Origin of the sequence: Mycobacterium sp. H4Y (genome assembly GCF_000364405.1) — a bacterium.
Lineage (GTDB): Bacteria > Actinomycetota > Actinomycetes > Mycobacteriales > Mycobacteriaceae > Mycobacterium > Mycobacterium intracellulare.
Window position 1 is genome coordinate 313897 of the sequence record NZ_AKIG01000002.1, and the last position, 17343, is coordinate 331239.

A 17343-nucleotide genomic window follows, 5' to 3' on the forward strand; every position below is an offset into this window, starting at 1 on the left:
GGTCCGCTTCACGATTTCGCCCTGCAAACCGCGGAAATGCGGTTCACTAGACCGCGTGTCAAAGCCGCCCCGGATCGTCGACGTCGTCGTGGTCGGAGCGGGCTTTGCCGGGCTCGCCGCCGCGCGCGAGCTCAACCGGCAGGGCCACGACGTGGTGGTCTTCGAGGGCCGCGACCGGGTCGGTGGGCGGTCGCTGACCGGCAACGTCGCCGGATTGCCGGCCGACCTGGGCGGCACTTTCGTCGGGCCGACCCAAGACGCCGTGCTGGCGATGGCGGCCGAACTCGACGTTCCCACCACGCCCACGCACCACGACGGCAAGAATCTGATCCACTGGCGCGGCTGGACGCACGCGTATCGCGGCACCATTCCCAAGCTGTCCCTGACCGGCCTGCTGGACATCGGCCGACTGCGCTGGCAGTTCGACCGGATCGCCCGCGGCGTCCCGCTGGCGGCCCCGTGGGACGCCCGCCGGGCGCGCGAACTCGACGGCCTGTCGCTCGGCGGCTGGCTGCGCTCGGTGCGGGCAACCGCCTCGTCGCGCGACCTGCTGGCGATCGTGGCGCGGGTGACCTGGGGGTGCGAGCCCGACGACGTGTCGATGCTGCACGCCGCCCGCTACGCGCACGCGGCCGGCGGCCTGGACCGACTGCTCGACGTCGAGGACGGCGCCCAACAGGACCGCTTTCCCGGCGGCACGCAACAGATCGCGGAGGCCGCGGCCGCCGAACTGGACACGCGAGTGGTGCTGGGCGCACCGGTGCGGCGCATCGAACGCCACGGTGCGGGCGTGACCGTGACGACCGATGTCGGCGAGACCGAGGCCGGCTTCGTCATCGTCGCGATCCCGCCGGCCCATCGCGCCTCGATCGAGTTCACTCCCCCGCTGCCCGCCGAGTACGAGCAGCTCGCCCGGCATTGGCCCCAGGGCCGGCTGTCCAAGGCGTACGCGGCCTATTCCACGCCGTTTTGGCGGGCCAACGGCTTTTCCGGGCAGGCGCTGTCCGACCGGGGCCCCGTTTTCATCACGTTCGACGTCAGCCCGCACCCGGACGGTCCGGGCATCCTCATGGGTTTCGTCGACGCCCGCGCGTTCGACTCACTGCCCGGCGACCAGCGCCGTCGCGACGTGTTACGTTGCTTTGCAACGCTTTTCGGTGACGACGCACTCAAACCGCTCGACTACGTCGATCATCGTTGGGGCGCAGAGGAATTCGCGCCGGGCGGCCCGACCGCGGCGGTGCCGCCGGGGTCGTGGACGCGGTTCGGGCGGTGGCTGCGCGAACCGGTCGGCCCGATCCACTGGGCGGGCACCGAGACCGCCGACGAATGGACCGGGTTCCTCGACGGGGCGATCAGGTCCGGCCAGCGTGCGGCCGCCGAGATCACCGCGCTGCTATGAGCTGATCCGGCTGGTCGCCGCTTGGTGGATCGCCGCTTCGGCCAGCGCGCGCAGCTGGCGGCTCACCTCGCGCGGGTGCTCGAGCATCGAGCAGTGCCCACCGGGCAGCTCCACCAGACCGATCAGATTGGGCACGTCGCGTGCGATCCGGCGGGACTGGCTGATCGGTGTCAGCCGGTCGCGTTCGCTGCCGATGACCAGCGTCGGCACCGTCAGCCCGCTCAGGTCGAGATAGCGGGACCCCATCGACGTGACCAGCGCCCGCGCGCAGCCGGCCCGCCCGCGCGGCGACGTGTCCTCGAAGAGCTCGTAGACGAGGCGGGCGATGCTCGGGTCGGCGTCGCGCCCGGTCGCCAGCATCGCGACCACGTAACGGCTCGGGATGCGGGCCGCACCCGGGACGGGAAACCCGCCGAAGGCGCCGATGAGGGCCTGCCCGGCGAGCACCCGCGCCGGCGACAGCCGGTGGGGCACCGCGAACAGTTGCACGTTGCGGATCAGGTCGCCGCTCGTGGTGTTGATCAGCGCGACGGCGTCGGCGCGCCGTGCAACCTTGTGCCGGTAGCGCTCCGACCACGCGGCGATCGTGATGCCGCCCATCGAGTGGCCGGCCACCACCGCCCGCTCATGCGGCGCCAGCGTCGCATCCAGCACCGAATCCAGATCGGACGCAAGGTGTTTGAGGCTGTACCCCTTGGCCCGCGGTACGCCGCTGCGGCCGTGCCCGCGATGGTCGAACGCGATGACCCGGTAGTCGCCGGCCAGGTCGACGATCTGGTAGGCCCACGCGCGGATCGCGCACGTGATGCCGTGCGTCAGGACGATCGGATAACCGTCAGCAGGCCCGAACACCTCCGCGTGCAGCCAGGTGCCGTCGGCCGCGCGGACCGGCACGGTCTCGCTCGGTGGCAGCCGTTCGGGGAACGGGTCAAAGGCGCGTACCGCCCGTCGAGCACTCATGCGCCGCTCCCCCCTCGAACGCGACCCCGTCGCCGCAGCTAAGGATGAGACGATTTTATCCCGACATTCGGTATGGATTTGGGAAATCCGGCTCTTCGGGTACCACATCGCGCCGACCGACGTACGGACGGCGACCGCGACCGGCGCGGTGCTCAGTGGGGCGCTATGCCGGCCGTCACGCCGGGGTCTGCTGGCGCAGCGTGGTGTGGGGGCTTTGCCCGTAGGTCTGCCGGTACAGCACCGCGAACCGCCCGGTGTGCGCGAACCCCCACCGCTGGGCGATTTCGGTGACGGTCGAGGTGCCCGCCGACGCCGCGATCAGCTCTAGATGGGCGCGGCGCAGCCGGACACGGCGCATGTACTCGGTGGGTGTGGTGTCAAGTTGGCGGCGGAACAGGTACTGGACCGCCCGGGGTGTCAGATGCACCGCGGCCGCGACATCGTTGATGCCGATGTCCTCGGTGGTGTGACGGTGGATGAAAGACACCGCCTCCTTGAGCGTTTCGGGCAGCGTGCCGTCGCCGGCCGGATCCTGCTCGGTCAGATTGGACGGATAACACTCGAGCAGCGCGCCGGCCAACAGGTTGGCCATGCCCGCGGCGATCATCGGTTGCTGGGCGGTGTCGGCACACGCCAACGTCGTCAACACGTAGTCGAGCGCGCGATGCCAGGCCCGCACGGCGGCACGCGAACGTGGTCGCCACTTCAGGAACTGGGTCCGTTGCGACAGCGCCGTGTGCCATTCGGCGGCGACCGCGTGCAGCACCTCCGCCGCGAGGACAACCACATCGAAACGTGCCCCGTTGCAGTGCAATACACACGACATGCCGTGCGCGACGAGGATGGGGAAGTCCGCGGTCGCCGAGGGTCCGCCCGCGACGCTCAACGATCCCGCGCGCGGCTGTATGACGACGACGGTGTCGCCCGCCGGGATCTCGAGCGTCAATCGACCCTGGATCGCCACCTCGTCCACCGTCATCGATCCGGTGTCCCGGCGCCGATGCGACACCGCGCAGTGTCCGGTGAAGCCGGAGAGCCGCCAGCCCGGCCGATAGGCGGCCGCGAAAAGCCGGCACGCCGCCTGCGCATCAATGCCGCGAAACTGCTTGTATTCCACCGCGACTGGCTGAACCCCGTGCTCCACCTCACCTCCGAGCTCGGGACGTGCGGGACGGTACTCGACCCGGGTCTCCTCGCCCGCGGAACCCAGGAGTTCCCCAGAGGGCAAACTGGCGGTCCCGCGGGTCGCGGTGGTCATGGCCGGCTCGGAGGAACGACCGGGGGCAGCATCGTCATTGCATCACCGTGCCGCCGTCGATGACAGATCTGTGGATGCCCGGCCTTGCGCGCCCAGGCTCTGGTAGACATTCAGCGCGTCGAGCGCGATCCGCTCCCATGCGAAGCGTGACTGTGCGCGGCTGCGTCCGGCCGCTCCCATGCTTTCGCACTGAAAGCGCTGGGCGAGAAGCCGTCTCAGCGCGGCGGCCAGGCCGACGGGATTTTCCGGGGGCAGTACGACGCCGGTGATGTCGTCGAGGACGACGTCGGCGAGGGCGCCCACGGTCGCGGCGACCACCACCACGCCACTGGCCATGGCCTGCAACGCGGTCGCGGGGCGCAGCGGTTCGCGAGGGGTGCACACCATGACGTCGGCGGACCGGACCCACATCGGCATTTCGTCGCCGGGGATCGTGCCCGCGAAGCGGACACGATCGGCAACCCCGAATTCCTTGGCGAGATACTGCAGCTGGGCCCGCGCGTCGTCGTGCGCGGTGTTGGTCGCCTCGGTTTCCGCAATGACCAACTCGGCTCCGGGGACGCGGTACAGCGCGCTGATCGCAATGTCAAAACCGTTATGCTGCAGGGGGTTCGGCGCTATACAGAGAACACGCTGCAGCCCGTCACGGGCAATTGCGGGACCGGCCGGGGTGTATCGCTCGGAATCCACCCCGCAGGTCAACGCGGACACCCGGGCCCGGCTGCGGCGCAGTTGGGCCAGCAGGTCGACGTCGGCGCTGCTCTCGCCGGTCGCCCAGGCGGCGCTGCGCGCCAGCAACGGCTCGATGCGCCGCCGTTCGCTCCCATTCACCGCGTGGGCGCGTGATGCCGTGGCGAGGCCCAAGAACGTCTGCACTACCGGGACACGCTGACGTCGTGCGGCCAGCTGGGCGGCCAACCCGCCCAGCCACCCGTACGCGTGCACGACGTCGGGTTGTTCCCTCGACCAGACCCGCTCGAGTTTGGCCGCCCAGTCCCCGACATAGGGCAGCACGTCGGTGGCGGAGGCCGCGGCGCGCGGACCGACGGGAACCGACACGCTGCGGCAGGCACCGCCCCTGGCACGCCGCGGGCCGTTTTGCCGCAGGCAGACCGTCGCGTCGTGCCCCTGGGTGGTCAGCGCGGCGCCCAGCTGCTCGGGGTCCTCCCCGACCACGTCATCGCCGCTGACGATTGCGATCTTCACTCGCGGTTCCCTCCGCGCACGTCATCCGTCCACCCCGACATCACCTGGGGCATACCACCCTGGGGCATCCGCGAAACGAACAAGATCACCGCTTCGTTTGGTGGCCGGCAATTCGTCTGATGGACCACAAGTGTGCTGCTGTGGGCTGTTAGCCCAGGACCTCCATCAGCAGCAGGGCGCCCCCGACGGCGCCCTCGTTCGAACGAAACGGCGTGCAAATGATCCGCACCCGGGCGGGCCGGCCGCGCCGGTTGACGGCGTCCACCACGACTTCCCCGGACGTGTCGGGATCGACGAAGGCGTTCCCGATCAGCGGCAGCACGCCGTCGAGCGGCAGGCCGATGTCGAGCGCGGTCAGCCGCGACCCGCTCGTCTCGTCGGCCCGCAGGCCCCAGAGCTCTTCGCAGCCGCGGTTCCACAGAACGACGTTCATTTCGCGGTCCACCACCACCATTCCGCTCTGGATCGAGTCGACCAGGGCATCCTGGAAGTTCTTCGCGTGGTCCAGTTCCAGGCTGCGTTCGCGCAGCATGTCGTTGATGGTGTGCAGTTCGTCGTTGGTGGACTGCAGCTCCTCGTTCATCGTCTCGAGTTCTTCGTTGGTGGACTGCAGTTCCTCGTTGGTGGTCTCGAGTTCCTCGATGGTGGACTGCAGTTCCTCATTGGTGGTTTCGAGCTCTTCGTTGGTGGACTGCAGCTCTTCGTAGGCCGCCTCCAGCTGGTGGTTGGTGTGCACGACCTTGTCCAGCAGGGCCCGCGTCGCGGTGACGTCGAAGAAGACGATCGACACGCCGAGCAGGCCGTTCTCGGCGTCGACGAGCGGATTCACGTGGATCTCGAACCACACCGTCTCGGCGCCCGGCCGCTGCCATTTGACGTCCTGGATCCGCGCCGGACGGCGCTCCACCTTGGCCTGCTCTAGGTAGGCGCGCAGCTCCACCGGACGGTAGGAGACCTCGAGATCACGCAGCAGCCGGCCGATGTCGCGCGCCGAGAGATTGAACAGGGTTTCGGCCTGCTGGTTGATCATGGCGACGGTGTCCTCGCCGGTCACCACGATCTGGGCTACCGGGCCGGCACGGAAGGCCAGGTCCCGCACCGTCGCCAAGCCCGATAGCTCCGCGTGGCGTTCGTAGAACGCCCCGCCCGGCTCGTAGCGATCCACGCCAACATGGGTCCCCGCCGCCTTGCGGAAGACCCGGTGCTTCAGGCTCAGCGGCGTGAATCGGTCGCCATGACTGAGGAGCATCTCGGCGTGCCCGAGAAACAGCGCGCCCTGGGGTGTGAGCGCAAAGTGCAGTCGCCCCAGCACGTTTCGCTGCGTTTCCGCGTTGAGATACATCAACGTGTTGCGGCACACCAGCAGATCGACGCGTGATATCGGCGCATCGGTGACCAGGTCGTTGCGGCCGAAGATCACCGCTCGGCGCAGGTCTTTGCGAAAGGCGTAGCGGCCGCTGACCTGTTCGAAGTAGCGCCCGAGCATTTCGGGCGGCACGGACTCGACCGCCTTGGCGTCGTAGGACGCGAGGCGCCCCTCGCCGAGCGCGTCCTCGTCGACGTCCGTGGCGTAGATCTTGACCCGCTGCCGAAACTCCTCGGCTCCCAACGCCTCGGCCAGCAGCATGGCCAACGTGTACGCCTCCTGGCCCGACGCGCATCCGGCGCTCCACACCCGAATCGGGTCTGTAGGCCCGCGCTCGGCTAGCAGCCGTGGAACGAGCTCGGCGGCGACGTAGTCCCAGGCCTCCGCGTCGCGGAAGAACGAGGTGACGTTGATCAGGATGGTGTTGAAGAGCGCGGTGAATTCGTCAGAGCTGGCCTGCAAGAAATCGAGGTATTCCCCGAACGTGGCGTAACCCGCCTGGTCCATCCGGCGATGGACGCGACGCATCAGAGAAGTGCGCTTGTAGCCGGTGAAGTCGAAGCCCCGCGAATCGCGCATATAGCGCAGCAGGGCTTCGAACGCCTCGTCAGTCGTGGATTCCAATGCAAGTTCCGTCCGATAACGGTTCGACGACGGACTTGAACACTACTCGCGATGTCAGAGCCGGTTTTCCCGACCGACCATTGCCCACACAGTCTTGCCCGACAACGTGGGGGTGGCCCCCCACCGCCGAGACACCGCGGACACGATCGCCAGGCCCGAGACGATGTGGGCGCCGCGCTCGGCATCTTCATGCCGGGCCGGCAACTGCGGGCTGTTGTCCTCGACCGCGACGGAGATGGTGTCTTGGTAGCTCTCGACGATCAGCACCGGAGCGCTCTCGGTGTGGTCGAGGACGTTTTCGACGAACACGGTCGCCACGGTGGCCGCGACCGCGATCACCTCGCGAATATCCCAGTTGGTAAGCCAATCGGCGACGACGGCACGGGCGAGATCGATGCTTGCGCCGGACCGCGACAGCTCGGTGCGGGCCCGTCGCCGGACCTTGAGGGACTCCCCGTGCACCGCCTCCAGCGCGAGCTTGCGGTCCGGATGCACCGGCACATACCGGGTGACCCCCGCCATGGCTATCGCCCGGCGCACCGCCGGATGTTCGCACACCAGCAGGATCGGGACGTCCGGCCACACGCTGACGTGCCAGCGAGCACTGGTGAACACCGCCCACGCCGAGGCCGACGGCGCATGCAGACCGTTGATATCGACGATCACCGCGCGCGGCGCGTCGATTGCGGCCTTGATCACGGCGTCGCGGATCGTTCGATACGAAGAGCTGTCCAGCACGCCCTCCACCCTCAGGATGGGCGCATCCTCAACGGGTTCCAGCGCTACCCGCGGAGCGGGGCTGCGACCGGTCATCCGGCTTCACCCGGCTGCCGGGCGGCGCCGGACAGCCGGTCGCTGAGCACGTGCAGCGCGCGTTCGGTTTCCTCGGCGATCCCCGCGTAGCGGCGGACGAGCAGTCCGGGCCCGGCCTTGTCGGCCATGTCCCTTGCGAGCCGGGCCTTTTCCTGCAGGCTGCGCACCGCGATCCACAGCGCCCCCTCGAGCTCGTCGTCCCGCGCGCTGAGCAGGGCTTCGGCCGTCCAGGCGTGGCCGACCTGGCAGCGGAAGTTGCCCTCGCTGATGGAGACCAGCGAACCGTTGCAATCGGGGCAGGTGTAGCCCGACGGCGCCCCAAGTTTTTCCGTGTCGAAGTCGGTCGCGAACCGCGACATCATGGCGATGCGGTTCTCGAGCTCCATCGCGGCGTCGCGCTCCATGGCAATATCCTTCGTCTCTCGGTGCGACAGCTGTTTGAGGACCGCTCCGATGTCGGCCGCGTCGGCCTGCCGATCCACCACGCCGGCCTCGGCGGCGTTGACGGGCATCGCGGGGAACAAGGCGTCCTCGGGTGCCTGGCCGATGGTGGTGCCGCCTCGGGCACGGATGGCTCCCATTCCCAGCACGCCGTCGTCGAGCACGCCGGAGAGCAGCACGCCGATCGCGCGGGGCCCGAATGCTACGGCGACCGACCGGAACAACGCGTTGATCGCCGGCCGATGCCCGTTCTCGGTGGGCCCCTGGGACAGCAGGACGTGATGGTCGGAGACGAGCAGGTGGCGATCGGGAACCCCGACATAGATGTGCCCCGGCTCCAGCGGCGCGCCGTCCTGCGCGGTGACCGCGGGCAGCGGCCCGCTGCGGTCGATGATGCGCGCCAGGATGCTGGGTGCGTCGGCGGGCACGTGCAACGCCATCAAGTAGGCGAATGGCACATCCGGCGTCAGACCGGCGGCCAGATTCGACAGCGCTTCGACGCCGCCCGCCGAGGCGCCGATCGCCACCACACCGTTGAGGCCCTGGAGGTCGCCCTCGAGATCGCCACCGTCCGCCGCCGCAATCACCACTTCCGTCTACCCGGATCGATGGTAGGCAACCGTCGACGCGATGGACAGGGCCGGATTCGGGCCGTTTTACACCGGTTTCGCTGTGGTACCCCACACCGTTGAGCGGCCCATCACAGCAAATCAGTCCCGATTCCACATCAGGCAGAGAGGGAGGCCATGGCCACCGACCAGAATCCCAAGCAGCGCGACCTGGAATCCGCACGGTTCCGCCGCGACACGGGATACCTGACGACCCAGCAGGGCGTGCGCGTCGACCACACCGACGATTCGCTGTCGGTCGGTGAGCGGGGACCGACGCTGCTGGAGGACTTTCACGCCCGCGAGAAGATCACCCACTTCGACCACGAGCGCATCCCGGAGCGCGTGGTGCACGCGCGGGGTGCCGGCGCCTACGGCTATTTCGAACCGTACGACGACTCGTTGGCGCAGTACACCGCGGCGAGATTCTTGACCACTCCAGGTTTGCAGACCCCGGTGTTCGTGCGATTCTCCACGGTGGCCGGCTCGCGGGGTTCGGCCGACACCGTGCGCGACGTGCGCGGCTTCGCCACCAAGTTCTACACCGAACAAGGCAATTACGACCTGGTGGGCAACAACTTCCCGGTGTTCTTCATCCAGGACGGCATCAAATTCCCCGATTTCGTGCACGCGGTGAAACCGGAGCCGCACAACGAGATTCCGCAGGCACAGTCGGCCCACGACACGCTCTGGGACTTCGTGGCGCTGCAGCCCGAGACGCTGCACACCATCATGTGGCTGATGTCGGACCGGGCATTGCCCCGTAGCTACCGGATGATGCAGGGCTTCGGCGTGCACACCTTCCGGTTGGTAAACGACCGCGGCGAGGGCACTTTCGTGAAATTCCACTGGAAACCGCGGCTCGGCGTGCACTCACTGATCTGGGACGAATGCCAAAAGATCGCCGGCAAGGACCCCGATTACAACCGCCGCGACCTGTGGGAGGCCATCGAGTCGGGCCAGTACCCGGAGTGGGAGCTCGGCGTCCAGCTCGTGCCCGAGGAGGACGAGTTCAGCTTCGATTTCGACCTTCTCGACGCGACGAAAATCATTCCCGAGGAACAGGTTCCGGTGCGCCCGGTGGGCAAGATGGTGTTGAACCGCAACCCGGACAACTTCTTCGCCGAGACCGAGCAGGTCGCGTTCCACACGGCGAACGTGGTGCCCGGCATCGACTTCACCAACGATCCACTGTTGCAGTTCCGCAACTTCTCTTACCTGGACACCCAACTGATCCGGCTGGGCGGCCCCAACTTCGCCCAGCTGCCGATCAACCGGCCGGTGGCCGAGGTCCGGACCAACCAGCACGACGGCTACGGGCAGCACGCGATTCCGCAGGGCCGCTCCAGCTACTACAAGAACACCATCGGCGGCGGCTGCCCAGCGCTGGCCGACGAGAACGTGTTCCGGCACTACACCCAGCGCCTCGACGGGCAGACTATGCGTAAGCGGGCCGAGTCCTTCGAGAATCACTACAGCCAGGCGCGGATGTTCTGGATGAGCATGACGCGCGTGGAGGCCGAACACATCGTCGCGGCGTTCGCTTTCGAGCTCGGCAAGGTGGAGATGCCCGAGATCCGTTCGGCGGTGGTGGCACAGCTCGCGCGGGTCGACGGCGAATTGGCCGCCCAGGTGGCCGCGAAGCTGGGGCTTCCCGCGCCGCCCGAGGAGCAGGTCGACACGGTGACCGCCTCACCGGCGCTGTCACAGGTCACCGACGCCGGCGACACCATCGAATCGCGCAAGGTCGCCGTGCTGGCCGCCAACGGCGTCGATGTGGTGGGGACACAGCGCTTTATCGAGCTGATGGGACAGCTCGGGGCGGTGGTCGAGGTGTTGGCGCCGGTGGCCGGCGGCACGCTCGAGGGCGGATCCGGAGGCGAACTTCCCGTCGACCGGTCCTTCACGACGATGGCCTCGGTGCTCTACGACGCGGTCGTGGTGGCGTGCGGGCCGCGGTCGATCGCGACGCTGTCCGACGACGGGTATGCGGTGCACTTCGTGACCGAGGCCTACAAGCATCTCAAGCCCATCGGGGCGTACGGCGCCGGCGTCGACCTGTTGCGCACCGCCGGCATCACCAACCGCCTCGCCGAGGACACCGACGTGCTCAACGACCAGTCCGTCATCACCACCAAGGCCGCCGCCGACGAGTTGCCCGATCGCTTCGTCGAGGAATTCGCCGGCGCGCTCGCCCAACACCGTTGCTGGCAACGGCGCACCGACCCGGTTCCGGCCTAGCGCCGGTGTTTTCCTCGCGGCCGGGGCGGGCATAACTGAAAAGGTGTCTCATCGTGGACAGGAGGATGGATCATGCCGCGTTCGTCGATCAAGAACGAGAAGCTGTACCAGGATCTGCGCAAGAAGGGTGACTCCAAGGAGAAGGCCGCGCGGATTTCGAATGCGGCCGCCGGCCGGGGCAAGTCCTCGGTGGGTCGCAAGGGCGGCAAGTCCGGGTCTTACCAGGACTGGACCGTTCCGGAACTTAAGAAGCGGGCCAAAGAGCTTGGTATGTCAGGTTATTCGAGCCTGACCAAGGACAAGCTCGTGGCCAAGCTGCGTAATCACTGACGCGACAGGCCGAGCCGGTCGGCCAGCACCAAGAAGGCGACCGCGTAATCGTTTTCGGCGGTCTCCGCCTCGATGCGCTGCCAGTCCAGGCGTTCACGCACCGCGCGCACGGCCGGCAACAGCCGGGCGAAGTCGCAGTGATGCTCCCCCAGTGAGCGCAACTGCTGGACGAGCACCATGGTCGGGGGCAGCACCGGCATGCCGATTGCCAGGACCTCCTGCTGTTCGGCCTGATCCAGCGTCGCGGCATCGACGGGCACGCCGTTGATGCGATGCAGGACGTCGACGAGCGTGTCGCCGGTGCGGGCCTTGAACAACCAGTCCTCCGGGGGACGTTCGATGGCGAACCCCGCATTGGTCAGGGTGGCCACCGCCGTCTCCACGTCGGCCTCGGCCACCACGAGGTCCACGTCGTGGCTGGGTTCCGGTGCGCCGTAAGCCCATAACGCATAGCTGCCCGCCAGGGCGAAGCGCGGCCCATGTTCCTTGAGGGCCGAGGCGGCGCCTCTCAGCGCCTCTCGCAACCGCGAGGCGCAGCTGGTTGCGTCGGCATGTGCGTCGAGGGGTTCCATGGTGCATTAGGTGATACCCCGCGGGCCGGACCGGCAACCTGACGACGGACGATCGTAAGGCCGTTTAACTTGCGCGGAACGGGGAAATCGTCCGTTATGTCAACCGCGGTGCCACGCTCATACGATGCTGCGGCCGTCGTGATTTCGGCCCCCTCCCCGACCCCCTCAGGCGAGGGGGAACGCTCCCGGTGGGCGGCCCGGCGTGACGGCGGGGCTGGTCGAGCACTGGCTCGAGTCCGGACGGCTCGAGCTTCCCCTGCCTGCGTCGGGACGCACGGCCGAACGCTGGCAGCGGCTGGCGCGGCTGGCCGAGGACAACATCGTCGCGGCCAGGATCGCCGAGTCGCACGTGGATGCGGTCGCGATCCTGCACGAGTTGGGCGGCAAGCCCCCCGACCCCGGTCAGCTGTGGGGCGTGTGGGCCGCCGAAGCGCCGGACACGGCGTTGACGGCAACCGACACCGACGGCGCGTTCACCCTGAACGGCACCAAGGTCTGGTGCGCGGGCGCCGGGTTCTGCACGCATGCGCTGGTGACGGCGCGGCTCGAGGACGGGACCCAAGGCCTATTCGCGGTGACCGTGACCGACCCCGCCGTCAAGGCCCTGCCCAGCACCTGGTGGAACGCGGGGATGGCCGGCAGCGACACCAGGCCGGTCCAGTTCACCAACGCCCAGGCCGTCGCCGTGGGTGACCCCGGGGCCTACCTGAATCGACCGGGCTTCTGGCACGGCGCAATCGGTGTCGCCGCCTGTTGGCTCGGCGGTGCACGCAGGGTCGCCGACCCGCTATACCGCTGCGCCGCAAGCCGATCCGCCGACGCGTACTCGCTGGCGCACCTGGGCGCGGTGGACGCCGCGCTCGCCGCCAGTGACGCAATGCTGGCCGAGGCCGCGGCGCAGGTCGACACGGATCCGTTCGACCGATCCGGAACCGCGCAACTGCTGGCCCGCCGCGTCCGCACGGTCGTGGAACACGCTGTCGACGAAGCGATTACGCGCACCGGCCGGGCCCTGGGCCCCGGCCCGCTGTGCCAGGACGGACGGCACGCTCAACGGGTCGCCGACCTGAGCATCTACATCCGACAGAGCCATGCGGAGCGGGACCTGGCCGAACTCGGGCAGCTGGCGGGCAGACAGGCGATGAGGGCGCCGTGAAAACCGCGCCGGCGGGCAACTGCGCGTTCGCGGCCGATCCGCTGACCCACGGCGGCACACCGGTGCCGTTGTGGCTGGCTGCTTTCGCCGAAAGTCCCCTGCCGACACTGGATCTGGCGGAGTGCCGGCGGCTGATCGTCGTAGCCCCGCATCCCGACGACGAAACCCTCGGCCTGGGCGCGATGGCCACGCAGCTGACCGCGCTGGGGGTTGACGTTCAGGTGGTCTCGGTCAGCGACGGCGGCGCTGCCCAGCCCGGCGTGTCGGTCACGGACCGACTTCGTATGGCAACCATCCGCAGATACGAATTGGGCCGGGCGGCCAGCCTTTTGAATGTCCCCAGCCCGATCTCGCTGGGTTTTCCCGACGGTGAGCTGACCGATCACGAGGACACGCTGGCCGACACGCTGGCGGAGATCCTCGAGGGTGGCGGCCCGGCGACCTGGTGTGCGGCGACGTGGCGGGGGGACGGGCATCCCGATCACGAAGCCGCCGGGCGCGCTGCCTCCGCGGCGTGCGCCCGCACCGGCACGACGCTGCTGGAATATCCGGTGCTGATGTGGCATTGGGCGCGCGTCGCCGATCCTGCCGTGCCGTGGGATCGGGCCTATTCGGTGCCGTCACCGAGTTGGGCGATGGGTCGCAAACGCCGCGCGGCGCAATGCTATCGGAGCCAACTCGAGCCCGCCGGCGGGGAATCCTCGCCCACCTTGCCGGGTTTCGTGCTTGCGCGGCTGCTCGCGGTGGGCGCCGCGATGGGGGAACTCGTATTCCGGTGACCCCCGCGCCGACCCGCGACGAAATGCCGCGGTGAGTGCCCAGGCGGCAAAGTGGGTAGGTGAAAACCTATGCGCGTGGCGACCTTCAACATCCTGCATGGCCGCACGGTCGGGGACGGTGTCGACGTTGCGCGCCTGCGCGATTGCGTGCGCCGTCTCGATCCGGACGTGCTCAGCCTGCAGGAGGTCGACTGCGATCAGCCACGTTCCGAGCGGGCCGACCTGACCGCCGCGGCGGCCGAGGCCATGGGCGCTGTCGAGCACCGTTTCGTGGCGGCGATTTCCGGTACCCCGGGCGCGACCTGGATGGCCGCCACCGGCCGGGAACAACCCGGGACAGCCGCGTACGGAATCGCCCTGCTGTCCCGATACCCCGTGGCCAGTTGGCAGGTGTTGCGACTGCCCCGCATCCCGATGCGGTTTCCGATGTACCTGCCCGGCCCCAACCGGGTGATGATCGTCGACGAGGAGCCGCGGGCGGCGGTCATCGCGCAGCTGCGCACCCCGATGGGCGGGCTGACGGTGGCCAACACGCATTTGTCCTTCGTTCCGGGCTGGAACAGGCGCCAGCTGCTGCGGGTGATTCATGACCTGCGCGGCTTCCCCGGTCCACGGCTGCTGACCGGCGACCTGAACATGACGCCGAAAACCGTTGGCCGCTGGTCGGGTATGCGGGCGTTGGCCACCGCCGAAACGTTTCCCGCCGATAACCCCAACCGCCAGCTCGATCACATCTTGACCGACGATCCCCGGCTGCGCGGCGGAGCGGTCGACGCCAGCCCCATGCCGATTTCCGATCACCGACCGCTGGTGGTCGACCTGCAGCGAGTCTGAGCCCGCGGCGTCAGCACGGGCGATCGCCGGCCGATTTCATGGCACCCAGGACGCGCTCGATGTCGTACGTCGACGGCGCCTCGCCGGTGACCCTGATGATCTCCACTCCGACGTCGGCGCTGTCGACCGGGCGATGCTGGGGCGCAACAAGTTTGCGGGCGATGGCCATGACCTCGTCGTCGGCCACCCGTCGCGGCAACAACGCCAGTAGCGGCGCGTATCCGGTGGCCGGCGCGAGCGGCGGGCAGCCCGCACGCAGAAACGCGACAACCCTGGACACCCGAGCTTGAAGGTTCATGGTCCACCTCGCTCATCCACCGCCCGCCCGCTCCAGCGGGACACGGCAGGGATAACCAGGCGGGGCGGATTGAAACCGGGGCCCGGACCGGACCCTCGAGCAAGCGGCTTACTGGTTTTTCTTCTGGCGCTCTTCGGCCGCGTCCGCGCCGGCCCGCGCCGACTCGGCTTCGGCTTCCTTCTTGCCCGCGTCGCGTTGGGCGTCGGCTTTGTCTTGCTGAGCCCGGCCCTCGTCGGCAAGGTCGTCACGGCCGAGCACGGCCCCGCCGACCTCCTTGGCCTTGCCCTTCACGCCCTCGACGGCGCCCTGCACCGCTTCCTGCGGCCCGCTCTTCTGATCCCCCATGGGTCGACCTCCCTCTCGGTGGTGAGTGACTTGCGCTCGATGGCACCTAGTGTCGTGAGTCGTTAATCCGCATCCGGATAGTAGACTTGGCCTGTGCCGGGTCCGATTGCTGTGCCTGTGGTGTTGTCCGATGAAGAACGCGATCAGTTGCGGGGATGGGCGCGCCGCCCGAAGAGCGCCCAGGCGCTGGCCCTGAGGTCACGGATCGTGCTTGCCTGCGAAGGGGATTCGAGTAATACCGCGATAGCACACGATCTGGGTATCACGCGGGGAATGGTGACCAAGTGGCGCAATCGATTCGCCACCGATCGCCTCGACGGGTTGCTCGACGAGCCGCGGCCGGGTCGGCCCCGGGTGGTCGGTGATGAGCGGATCGAAGCGTTGATCACCGCGACGCTGGAGACCGCGCCGCTCGATGCCACGCACTGGTCGACGCGGTCGATGGCCCAACATTTGGGGTTGAGCCAGTCGATGGTGTCGCGGGTGTGGCGGGCGTTCGGATTGGCTCCGCACAAACAGGATTCGTGGAAACTTTCCAAGGACCCGTTATTTGTCGACAAGGTGCGTGACGTCGTCGGGTTGTATCTGAACCCGCCCGAACGTGCGGTCGTGCTCTGCGTGGACGAGAAGACTCAGATCCAGGCGCTCAACCGCACCGCACCGGTGTTCCCGATGCTGCCGGCACCCGGCGCGGGCCAGCCACGACTATGTGCGCCACGGCACATCGAGCCTGTATGCCGCCCTGGATCTGGCCACCGGCCAGGTCATCGGCGCGCTGCACTCGCGTCACCGCGCCCAGGAATTTCTGGCCTTCCTGAAAAAGATCGACGCCGAAGTCCCCGCCGACCTCGACTGCCACGTCGTGCTGGACAACGCCTCCACGCACAAGACGCCCCAGGTCAAACGCTGGCTGACCGCCCATCCACGGTTCGTCCTGCACTTCACCCCGACCAGCTCGTCCTGGCTCAACCTCGTCGAGCGCTGGTTCGCCGAACTGACCACCAAGAAACTGCGCCGCGGCACCCACACCTCGGTACGCCAACTCAACACCGACATCCGCGCCTGGATCCAAAACTGGAACGACAACCCGCGCCCCTACGTCTGGACCAAAACCGCCGACCAAATCCTCGAATCCGTCGCCAACTACTGCAAGCGAATTAACGACTCGCGACACTAGGGCGTTCCCGCCGCGCGCCTCGCCAAACGCCCCGCCGTCGCATCCCACGCCCCACGTATTCCAGCGCCGATCGGTCGGTTTGAACGGGGTTTTACCGGGTAGTAGTACTAGCCGGCGGCGCGAAGGGGGGTGAAGGCGGTGACCACCATCGCCGTGATAGGGGCCACCGGCACGGCCGGGTCCCGCGTTGTCGCCCGGCTGAGGTCGCGCGACGTCGCGGTGGTCGAGATCTCACGCGAGCAGGGCGTCGATGTGTTCAGCGGGTTGGACCTGTGCGAGGCGCTCCAGGGGGTCGACGTGGCGATCGACGTGTCCGATCCGGTGCCGCCCGAGCCGTCCGACATCGGTGAATCTCTGGCCACCGCCTCGCACAACATCGTGGGCGCCTGTGCCATCCAGGAGGTGCATCGCCTGGTGGTGCCGACGATCGCGGGCATCGACGACCCGGAATTGGACGGCATCCCCTACTACGAAGGCAAACGGGCGGCGAAGAACATCGTGCTCGACGGCCCGGTGCCGACCACGATCGTGAAGTCCACCCAGTGGTATGAATGCGCCACCCACTGCGATGCGGTGAGCTGCGACGGCGACGAGGTGATCGTCGAGGACTGGCTGATTCAGCCGATCGCCGCCGACACCGTTGCCGACGTCCTCGTCGAGGCGGCGCTGGGACAGTCGCACACCCCGCGCACCATCACCGGCCCACATCCCATCCGCCTGCCCGAGCTGACATCGAAACTGCTTGCCCAGCAAGGCGATGGCCGGCAGGTGCGGACCGTGCGGCCCGCGGTGGCCGCGCTCGCCAACGGGGCGCTGTTGGCGTCCGGGCACGCGGTGGTCGTCGGTCCCGACGTCGACACGTGGCTGCGGACCTTGGCGCCGAGCACCGACGGCCACCACGCGGCCGACGGCGAAAAACCCGGCGGGAACTGA

Annotated in this window: 16 protein-coding genes and 1 pseudogene; 8 read left to right on the forward strand and 9 right to left on the reverse strand. The window is 68.3% G+C overall.

What is annotated here, in order from left to right:
- Positions 1-55: 55 nt before the first annotated feature.
- On the forward strand, positions 56-1402 hold the full coding sequence (locus W7U_RS15285; protein ID WP_008259483.1) for a flavin monoamine oxidase family protein: 1347 nt from the start codon (positions 56-58) through the stop codon (positions 1400-1402).
- On the opposite strand, the gene W7U_RS15290 is transcribed toward W7U_RS15285, so the two are convergent.
- The 6 genes from W7U_RS15290 to W7U_RS15315 all read right to left on the reverse strand — a co-directional run bounded on the left by W7U_RS15290 (position 1397) and on the right by W7U_RS15315 (position 8660).
- On the reverse strand, positions 1397-2362 hold the full coding sequence (locus W7U_RS15290; protein WP_020823320.1) for an alpha/beta hydrolase: 966 nt from the start codon (positions 2360-2362) through the stop codon (positions 1397-1399). The genes W7U_RS15285 and W7U_RS15290 overlap by 6 nt on opposite strands.
- A gap of 175 nt (positions 2363-2537) precedes the next feature.
- Complete coding sequence (locus W7U_RS15295) at positions 2538-3620, reverse strand: helix-turn-helix domain-containing protein (protein WP_008259489.1); 1083 nt, start codon at positions 3618-3620, stop codon at positions 2538-2540.
- A gap of 42 nt (positions 3621-3662) precedes the next feature.
- Positions 3663-4826 carry a glycosyltransferase gene (locus W7U_RS15300; RefSeq protein ID WP_008259490.1) on the reverse strand — a complete coding sequence of 388 codons (1164 nt, stop codon included), beginning with the start codon at positions 4824-4826 and terminating at the stop codon, positions 3663-3665.
- Positions 4827-4974: 148 nt separating this feature from the next.
- Entirely contained in the window at positions 4975-6816 is a 1842-nt protein-coding gene (locus W7U_RS15305) for a CheR family methyltransferase (protein ID WP_008259492.1), read from the reverse strand.
- Positions 6817-6870: 54 nt separating this feature from the next.
- The gene (locus W7U_RS15310; protein ID WP_036429425.1) at positions 6871-7629 is read right to left on the reverse strand and encodes an STAS domain-containing protein; all 759 of its coding nucleotides are present in this window, start codon (positions 7627-7629) and stop codon (positions 6871-6873) included.
- Entirely contained in the window at positions 7626-8660 is a 1035-nt protein-coding gene (locus W7U_RS15315; RefSeq protein ID WP_008259502.1) for a chemotaxis protein CheB, read from the reverse strand. The genes W7U_RS15310 and W7U_RS15315 overlap by 4 nt, the downstream gene beginning before the upstream one ends.
- 156 nt (positions 8661-8816) lie before the next feature.
- On the opposite strand from W7U_RS15315, the gene W7U_RS15320 reads away from it, so the two are divergent.
- Positions 8817-10919, forward strand: a complete 2103-nt coding sequence (locus W7U_RS15320; RefSeq protein ID WP_008259503.1) for a catalase — start codon at positions 8817-8819, stop codon at positions 10917-10919.
- 72 nt (positions 10920-10991) lie between these two features.
- Entirely contained in the window at positions 10992-11249 is a 258-nt protein-coding gene (locus tag W7U_RS15325; RefSeq protein ID WP_008259505.1) for a hypothetical protein, read from the forward strand.
- On the opposite strand, the gene W7U_RS15330 is transcribed toward W7U_RS15325, so the two are convergent.
- Positions 11243-11821, reverse strand: a complete 579-nt coding sequence (locus W7U_RS15330) for a nucleotidyltransferase family protein (protein WP_008259507.1) — start codon at positions 11819-11821, stop codon at positions 11243-11245. The two genes, W7U_RS15325 and W7U_RS15330, sit on opposite strands and share 7 nt — an antisense overlap.
- A 202-nt stretch (positions 11822-12023) precedes the next feature.
- Here W7U_RS15330 and W7U_RS15335 point away from each other — a divergent pair, with 202 nt between their 5' ends.
- The 3 genes from W7U_RS15335 (at position 12024) to W7U_RS15345 (ending at position 14590) form a co-directional block, all read left to right on the forward strand.
- Complete coding sequence (locus W7U_RS15335) at positions 12024-12977, forward strand: acyl-CoA dehydrogenase family protein (RefSeq protein ID WP_008259509.1); 954 nt, start codon at positions 12024-12026, stop codon at positions 12975-12977.
- The gene (locus W7U_RS15340; RefSeq protein ID WP_008259510.1) at positions 12974-13756 is read left to right on the forward strand and encodes a PIG-L family deacetylase; all 783 of its coding nucleotides are present in this window, start codon (positions 12974-12976) and stop codon (positions 13754-13756) included. The genes W7U_RS15335 and W7U_RS15340 overlap by 4 nt, the downstream gene beginning before the upstream one ends.
- Positions 13757-13825: 69 nt before the next feature.
- Positions 13826-14590, forward strand: coding sequence for an endonuclease/exonuclease/phosphatase family protein (locus tag W7U_RS15345; protein WP_008259511.1), 765 nt, complete (start codon positions 13826-13828; stop codon positions 14588-14590).
- A 10-nt stretch (positions 14591-14600) separates the two neighbouring features.
- Here the strand turns inward: W7U_RS15345 and W7U_RS15350 are convergent, their stop codons facing one another.
- Complete coding sequence (locus W7U_RS15350; protein ID WP_008259512.1) at positions 14601-14888, reverse strand: DUF3349 domain-containing protein; 288 nt, start codon at positions 14886-14888, stop codon at positions 14601-14603.
- Between the two features lie 108 nt (positions 14889-14996).
- Positions 14997-15233, reverse strand: coding sequence for a hypothetical protein (locus tag W7U_RS15355; protein ID WP_008259513.1), 237 nt, complete (start codon positions 15231-15233; stop codon positions 14997-14999).
- A 93-nt stretch (positions 15234-15326) separates the two neighbouring features.
- Between W7U_RS15355 and W7U_RS15360 the strand changes: the two are divergent.
- Both W7U_RS15360 and W7U_RS15365 read left to right on the forward strand, forming a co-directional pair.
- Positions 15327-16410: pseudogene (locus W7U_RS15360) on the forward strand (IS630 family transposase).
- A 129-nt stretch (positions 16411-16539) separates the two neighbouring features.
- Complete coding sequence (locus W7U_RS15365; RefSeq protein ID WP_008259514.1) at positions 16540-17343, forward strand: hypothetical protein; 804 nt, start codon at positions 16540-16542, stop codon at positions 17341-17343.